This is a genomic window from Inquilinus sp. (assembly GCF_057815775.1).
In genome coordinates this window covers 1-7,202 of sequence record NZ_JBYRFX010000724.1, presented here as the reverse complement: position 1 = coordinate 7,202, position 7,202 = coordinate 1, and the positions used below count along the sequence as shown (strand labels likewise).

Here is a 7,202-nt window from a genome sequence, read left to right as displayed (position 1 = left end):
TGCTGGCGATCGGCGTCGATCAGGTGCAGGCCGACCTGACGCCGGATAATCCGGCCATGGCGGCGTTCCACGATGCGCTGTCGATGGCCGCCGCCGGCCATCCGCAGCCGCTGTCGTGGCAGCGCCTGCTGGGCGGCAAATTGCTCGATGCCGCCGGTCCATACCGCTTCGTGCTGGCCCAGCCGGTGCTGGATTACGGCGCGCTGCAGCCGGGCAAGAAGGCCACCGACTTCGTCCGCGCGACGGCGGAGAGGCTGCACCTGACCCCGGATTACGGCGTCACCGTGCGCCAGACCGGCAACATCGCGATCAATGACGACCAGTTCGCCTCGGTCAGCCAGGGCATCGGCATCTCGACCACGGTGTCGATCGTGCTGGTGCTGGGGCTGCTGCTGCTGGCCCTGCGGTCCCCGGCGATGACCGCGGCGATCATGATCACGCTGTTCGTCGGGCTGCTGATGACCGCGGCCTTCGCCGCCCTGACCGTCGGCGCGCTGAACCTGATCTCGGTCGCCTTCGCCGTGCTGTTCGTCGGCATCGCCGTCGATTTCGGCGTCCAGCTATGCATCGCCGTGCGGGCCGAACGCAGCCATGCCCCGGACGCCCACGCCGCCACCAGCGCCGCCATCCGCCGGGTCGGCGGCGCCCTGGTGCTGGCCTCGCTCGCCGCCGCCAGCGGCTTCTTCGCCTTCCTGCCGACCGCCTATCGCGGCGTGTCCGAGCTGGGGCTGATCGCCGGCTTCGGCATGCTGATCGCGGTGACGCTGAACCTGACCCTGCTGCCGGCGCTGCTGGCGGTGCTGCCGGTCCGGGCCGAGCGCGCCGAGGTCGGCTGGACCGTGCTGGCCCCGATCGACCGCTTCCTGCTGGCCCACCGGAAGCTGGTCATGGCGGGGGCCGCCGCGCTGGCCCTGGGGTCGCTGGCCCTGATCCCGCGGCTGAGCTTCGACTTCAACCCGCTGAACCTGGTGGATCCACGCAGCGAATCGGCGTCGACAATGCTGCAGCTGATGCACGATCCGCTGACCACGCCGAACACCATCGACGTCCTGACCCCGTCGGTCGCGGCGGCGGCGGCGCTGACGCCGAAGCTCGAGGCCCTGCCCGAGGTGTCGACCGTGCTGTCGCTGAACAGCTTCGTGCCCGAGGACCAGCCGGACAAGCTGGCGATCCTGTCCGACCTGGCGCTGCTGATCGGCCCGACCCTGGATGCCCCCGCGGCGGAGGATCCGCCCACCGACGACGCCCTGCGCGCCGCCGCCGCCAAGACCGCGGACACCCTGCGGCAGATCGCGCCCGAGGCGGACAGCCCGGAGCGCCGCTTGGCCGACGGGCTGGACAAGCTGTCCAAGGCCGATGCCGCCACCCTGGCCCGGGAAGGCGAGGCGCTGCTGGGCCCGCTGCCGCTGACGCTGGACCGGCTGCGGCTGATCCTGTCGGCCCAGCCGGTGACCCTGGCCGACCTGCCGAAGGACCTGGTCGAGACCTGGGTCGCCCCCGGCGGCCAGGCGCGCCTGTCGGTGTTCCCGGCCGGCGATGCCACCGACAACGCCGTGATGGAGCGATTCGTCGACACCGTGCATGTGGTCGCGCCGCACGCGACCGGCACGGCGGTGACCATCCAGGAATCGAGCCGAACCATCGTCGGCGCCTTCGTCACCGCGGGCATCCTGGCCACCGTGATCATCGGGCTGCTGCTGGCGGTGACGCTGCGGCGGCTGCACGACGTGCTGCTGGCGCTGGCGCCGCTGCTGCTGGCCGGGCTGCTGACGCTGGCCAGCACGGTCGTGCTGAACCTGCCGATCAATTTCGCCAACATCATCGCCCTGCCCCTGCTGCTGGGCATCGGCGTCGCCTTCGACATCTACTTCGTCATGAACTGGCGTGCCGGCCGTGCCAACCCGCTGCAATCCAGCACCACCCGCGCGGTCGTGTTCAGCGCCCTGACCACGGCGTCGGCCTTCGGCAGCCTGTGGCTGTCGCCCCATCCAGGCACCGCGGGCATGGGCGAGCTGCTGACGATCGAGCTGGGCTTCACCCTGCTGTCGGTGCTGACGGTGATGCCGGCGCTGCTGGGCCCACCGCGCGCTCCTGCCGCAGGGGGCGGCACCGGACCGTGAAGCCGCCCTTCACAGGCCGTGCCGATCATCGCGGCTTTCGGGCCGGAATGGCTGGGCCTAGCCCCGGCCGAGGCGGTGGTTGCGGCCCGGATCGGTGCCGTTTCGAAGCCGACGGAACAAAGCTTTCCGTTGGAAGGTTGTTGGCACGGGACTGGCAGGATATTGTTACTATTGCGTAAAGCTTTCTGTCGTGAGACGGCTATATGTCGGATCGCTTCAGACAGCGGGCGGAACCGTCGATTTCTCCGGCGCTCCGTCACGAATAAACCACCGACTTTTCGATAGTACTTACGGGATCGGACCGGACATGCCGACGCGCTCACGTGGATCCTCTAACACCCTAGCTCTCGGCATTGCCGCGCTGCTCGCCACCACGGCGTTGAGCGGCTGCGCCACGCCGCCGACCGACCCCGCCCAGCGCGCCGAGTTCGACCGGATCAACGATCCGCTCGAACCGATGAACCGGACGATCTTCGGCATCAATCAGGCGATCGACAAGAACGCCATCCGCCCGGTGGCCATCGCCTATCGCGATGTGGTGCCGGAATTCGCCCGCGACGGGCTGCACAATGCGATGCAGAACTTCGGCGAGCCGGTGGTGTTCCTGAACAAGGTGCTGCAGGGCGAGCCGGTCGCGGCCGCCAAGACCCTGCTGCGCTTCCTGGCCAATTCGACCTTCGGCCTCGGCGGCTTCTTCGACGTGGCGACGCCGCGCGGCGTGGTCCGCCAGCCGGCCGGCGACTTCGGCGCGACGCTGTACACATGGGGCGTCGGCGAAGGCCCGTACCTGGTGCTGCCGCTGCTCGGCCCGTCGAACCCGCGCGACACCGTCGGCTTCGCGGTCGATTCGGTCAGCAGCCCCTGGGGCTACATCGTCGACATCCCGATCGAAGCGAGCATCGGCCAGTTCGTCGCCAAGGGCATCGATGTCCGCTCCCGCGCGGTCGATGCCACCGACGACCTGGAGCGCAACTCGGTCGACTACTACGCCACGCTGCGCAGCGTGTACCGCCAGTACCGTCAGGCCGAACTGGATGGCGGCGCGGCCCCGTCCGGCGGCGATCTCTACACCGACCCGGCGGCCGGTGGTGCGGCGGGTGCCGCGCCAGCCAAGGGCGGCGCCAACGTTCCGTCCTCGCAGCTGCCGGACATTCCCTGATCGATCCGGCCCGGCGGAGGCGATGCCGCCGCCGGGCATCAGATGTCATACCAATCCTGAATTCCAAGCGTCTTTGCGCGGCCTCTCCCGCAAGCGGGAGAGGCCGCGCGTAGCTTACTTCTTCGGTGTCAGCTCGGTGATCTTGGTCTCGAGCAGCTTCACCAGCGCATCCCCGCCGCCGGTCTTCAGGGTCGACCCGAACTCGGAACGGTAGTTGGCCAGCTGGCTGATCGTGCCGTTCAGGAAGACGTCGATGATCTGCCAGCCCGGCCCGTTGGCCCGCAGCCGGTAGTTCAGCGCGACATTGCCGCCGGTGCCGAGCACCAGCTTGGTGTTGACCTGCTGGTCGCCGCCGGCGATGGCCTTGCCGTCTTCAGCCTGGAACTTCTCGCCGCTGTACCCGGCGAAACGCGCGGCATAGGTGGTGATGCTGAAGCGGCGGAACGCGTCGATGATCTTCTGCTGCTGGTCCGGCTTCAGGCCCGCCCAATCGGGTCCGACGGCGATTCGCGCCATCAGCGGCAGGTTGAACGCCTGGTCCAGCGCCGGTGCGAGCTTCTGGTACCGGCCTTGGAAGCCCAACGAATCGGCATTCTTCATGACGTCGAGCAGCGCTGCGTCGAGCGTGTCGACCACCTGGCGCGGCGCGGCCTGCGCCATGGCGGGCGCGGCGAGGGGAAGCGGGAGCAGCAGCGCGAGAGCCACGGCGAGGCGATGAAGGACAGGCGAGCGCATGGTCATCTTCCGATCTAGGACGGTTGTGGCCGGCCGCCACCAAGCTCACGAAGCGGTCTGGCCAACCAATGATGGTTTCAACCCGGCCGCGTGGCGAGAAGTTCCGATCGCCGCCAGCGCCGTCGCCACGACATGGCTGGCGTTGAGGGCCGCGGCATCGTATTGCGCCGCGGGGCTGTCATGGTCGATGAAGCGGTCGGGCAGCGCCATCGGCCGGATCTTCAGCCCCGCATCCAGCGCGCCGGAGACGGCGAGATGGTGCAGCACATGCGACCCGAAGCCGCCGACCGCCCCCTCCTCGATCACGATCAGCACCGCGTGCTCGCGCGCCAGCCGGTCGATCAGGGCCGTGTCCAGCGGCTTGGCGAAGCGGGCGTCGGCGACGGTGGTGGCCAGGCCCAGGCCGTCCAGCTCATCCGCCGCCTTGAGGCATTCCTGCAGCCGGGTGCCGAGGCTGAGGATCGCGATCGGCCCCCCGCCCTCGCGCACGATGCGGCCACGGCCGATCTCCAGCACCTCGCCGCGGGCCGGCAGGGCGACGCCGGTGCCTTCGCCCCGGGGATAGCGCACTGCAGATGGGCGATCGTCGATATCGGCCGCCGTCGCCACCATGTGCATCAGCTCCGCCTCGTCGGACGGGGCCATGATGACCATGCCCGGCAGCATGCCGAGATAGCCGAGGTCGAAGCTGCCGGCATGGGTGGCGCCGTCGGCCCCGACCAGCCCGGCCCGGTCGATGGCGAATCGCACCGGCAGGGACTGGATGGCGACGTCGTGCACCACTTGGTCGTAGGCGCGCTGCAGGAAGGTCGAATAGATCGCACAGAACGGCTTCATCCCCTCGGCCGCCAGGCCGGCGGCGAAGGTCACGGCATGCTGCTCGGCGATGCCGACATCGAAGCTGCGGTCCGGAAAGCGCTTGGCGAAGATGTCGATGCCGGTGCCCGACGGCATGGCGGCGGTGATGCCGAGGACCCGCGAATCGGCCTCGGCCTCGGCCACCAGGGCGCGGCCGAACACCGCCGTGTAGCTCGGCGCCTTCGGCGAGGCCTTGACCTGGGCGCCGGTCACCACGTCGAACTTGGCGACCGCATGCAGCTTGTCCGCCGTCGACGCCGCGGGGGCGTAGCCATGCCCCTTCTCGGTCACGACATGGACCAGGATCGGCCCGGGGTCGCGCCAGTCGCGGACGTTGCGCAGCACCGGCAGCAGGTGGTCGAGGTTGTGGCCGTCGATCGGGCCGATATAGGAGAAGCCCAGCTCCTCGAACAGCGTGCCGCCGGTGACCAGGCCGCGGGCGTATTCCTCGGCCTTCTTCGCGGCGCGCGCCACCGGCGACGGCATGATCGAGGTCAGGTCGCGCACCAGATGGCGCAGCGACTGGTAGGGCCGCGACGAGATCAGCCGCGACAGATAGGCGCTCAGCGCGCCGACCGGCTCCGCGATCGACATCTCGTTGTCGTTGAGGATCACGACCAGGCGGGAGCCCATGGCCCCGGCGTTGTTCATCGCCTCGAAGGCCATGCCGGCGCTCATCGAACCGTCGCCGATCACCGCGACGACGTTGCGCTGTTCGCCCTTCAGGTCGCGGGCCACGGCCATGCCGAGGCCGGCCGAGATCGAGGTCGAGCTGTGCGCCGCGCCGAACGGGTCGTATTCGCTTTCCGACCGCCGGGTGAAGCCAGACAGCCCGCCGGCCTGACGCAACGTGCGAATACGGTCGCGCCGGTCGGTCAGGATCTTGTGCGGATAGGCCTGGTGCCCCACATCCCAGATCAGCCGGTCGTTCGGCGTGTCGAACACGGCATGCAGGGCGACGGTCAGCTCGACCACGCCGAGGCCGGCGCCGAGATGACCGCCGGTGACCGAGACGGCATCCAACAGCTCGGTGCGCAGCTCGTCCGCGATCTGCTTGAGCGCGTCGTCGTCATTGATATTGCGGAGGCTGGCAGGTCCCTGAAGCTGATCGAGGAGCGGTGTTCGACTATCCGTCCCGGGTCGTCCCATCAAACGTCGCTCCCAAATCTCCTCGGCGGAGGCATCTTCCCGATATCGCGCTCCGGCGGCCTACAGAGTAAGCACATCTGCGGGTGGTGGGCAATTTGACGATTGGTAAGAGGACATCTCCGTTGCGGTTCCGTCATGGTCACGCGTAGTGACACACGAAGTTGACGCGTTGTATGTTTCAAATGAGAGCGATTCACTCTGGCGTCCCCCTGCTTCCAAGCCAGACCCAAAGGTGCCGTATGCGGATCATCCTGGCCCAACCCCGAGGCTTTTGCGCCGGCGTTGAGCGAGCCATAGAAATTGTCGAGCGGGCGTTGGAGATCTACGGCCAGCCTGTTTATGTTCGCCATGAGATCGTGCACAACCGGCACGTGGTCGAGAGCTTGCGCGCCAAGGGGGCCCGGTTCGTCGACGAACTCGACGAGGTTCCGGCCGGCAGCATCACGATCTTCAGCGCGCATGGTGTCGCCCAGGCGGTCGAGGCGGATGCCGAGCAGCGGGGGCTGCAGGTGATCGACGCCACCTGCCCGCTGGTCTCGAAGGTGCATATCGAGGGCCGCAAGTATGCGGCACAAGATCGCACCGTCATCCTGATCGGCCATGCCGGCCACGCCGAGGTCGAGGGCACCACGGGCCAGATCCCCGGCGGCGTCACCCTGATCTCGACGGTCGAGGATGTCGCCGTGCTGGAGGTGCCGAACCCCGAGCAGGTGTCCTACATCACCCAGACCACGCTGAGCGTCGACGACACCAAGGCGGTGATCGACGCGCTGAAGGTCAAGTTCCCAGCGATCGTCGGGCCTGATACCAAGGACATCTGCTACGCCACCCAGAACCGCCAGGGCGCGGTGCGGGAACTGGCGCAGATCGTCGATGTCCTCCTGGTGATCGGCGCACGCAACAGCTCGAATTCCAACCGGCTGCGCGAGATCGGCGACGAGCTCGGCGTGCCGAGCTACCTGATCGATGACGCCTCGGGCCTCGACCCGGAATGGCTGGTCGGCAAGAACACCGTCGGCGTCACCGCCGGCGCCTCGGCACCGGACAGCCTGGTGCAAGAACTCGTCGAAACTCTGCAACGCTTCGGCGAGGTCGAGGTCTCGACCCTGCGTGGCGTCGCCGAAAACATCCGCTTCCGCCTCCCCTCCCAGTTGACCGTGCCGGTCCCTGCCGAGTAGGCA

At 68.5% G+C, this 7,202-nt stretch carries 5 protein-coding genes; 3 read left to right on the top strand and 2 right to left on the bottom strand.

Going from position 1 to position 7,202, the window contains the following annotated elements; translation table 11 throughout:
• A partial coding sequence (locus AC3XYG_RS25360; RefSeq protein ID WP_489142649.1) for an MMPL family transporter occupies window positions 1–2,120 on the top strand: 2,120 nt, incomplete at its 5' end.
• 307 nt (window positions 2,121–2,427) lie between these two features.
• The gene (locus AC3XYG_RS25355; RefSeq protein ID WP_489142648.1) at window positions 2,428–3,279 is read left to right on the top strand and encodes an MlaA family lipoprotein; all 852 of its coding nucleotides are present in this window, start codon (window positions 2,428–2,430) and stop codon (window positions 3,277–3,279) included.
• Between the two features lie 114 nt (window positions 3,280–3,393).
• Here AC3XYG_RS25355 and AC3XYG_RS25350 read toward each other — a convergent pair whose 3' ends face one another.
• Together AC3XYG_RS25350 and dxs are read right to left on the bottom strand one after the other, a co-directional pair.
• A complete protein-coding gene (locus AC3XYG_RS25350) occupies window positions 3,394–4,014 on the bottom strand; it encodes an ABC transporter substrate-binding protein (RefSeq protein WP_489142647.1) in 621 nt (206 codons plus the stop codon).
• Between the two features lie 45 nt (window positions 4,015–4,059).
• Complete coding sequence (gene dxs, locus AC3XYG_RS25345; RefSeq protein ID WP_489142646.1) at window positions 4,060–6,021, bottom strand: 1-deoxy-D-xylulose-5-phosphate synthase; 1,962 nt, start codon at window positions 6,019–6,021, stop codon at window positions 4,060–4,062.
• Between the two features lie 239 nt (window positions 6,022–6,260).
• On the opposite strand from dxs, the gene ispH reads away from it, so the two are divergent.
• Complete coding sequence (gene ispH / locus AC3XYG_RS25340; protein WP_489142645.1) at window positions 6,261–7,199, top strand: 4-hydroxy-3-methylbut-2-enyl diphosphate reductase; 939 nt, start codon at window positions 6,261–6,263, stop codon at window positions 7,197–7,199.
• Window positions 7,200–7,202: the final 3 nt, after the last annotated feature.

Excerpts from the sequence above, each read along its gene's own strand:
- AC3XYG_RS25355 (WP_489142648.1), top strand. The coding sequence starts at position 2,428 with ATGCCGACGCGCTCACGTGGATCCTCTAACACCCTAGCTCTCGGCATT.
- AC3XYG_RS25350 (WP_489142647.1), bottom strand. The coding sequence starts at position 4,014 with ATGCGCTCGCCTGTCCTTCATCGCCTCGCCGTGGCTCTCGCGCTGCTG.
- dxs (WP_489142646.1), bottom strand. The coding sequence starts at position 6,021 with ATGGGACGACCCGGGACGGATAGTCGAACACCGCTCCTCGATCAGCTT.
- ispH (WP_489142645.1), top strand. The coding sequence starts at position 6,261 with ATGCGGATCATCCTGGCCCAACCCCGAGGCTTTTGCGCCGGCGTTGAG.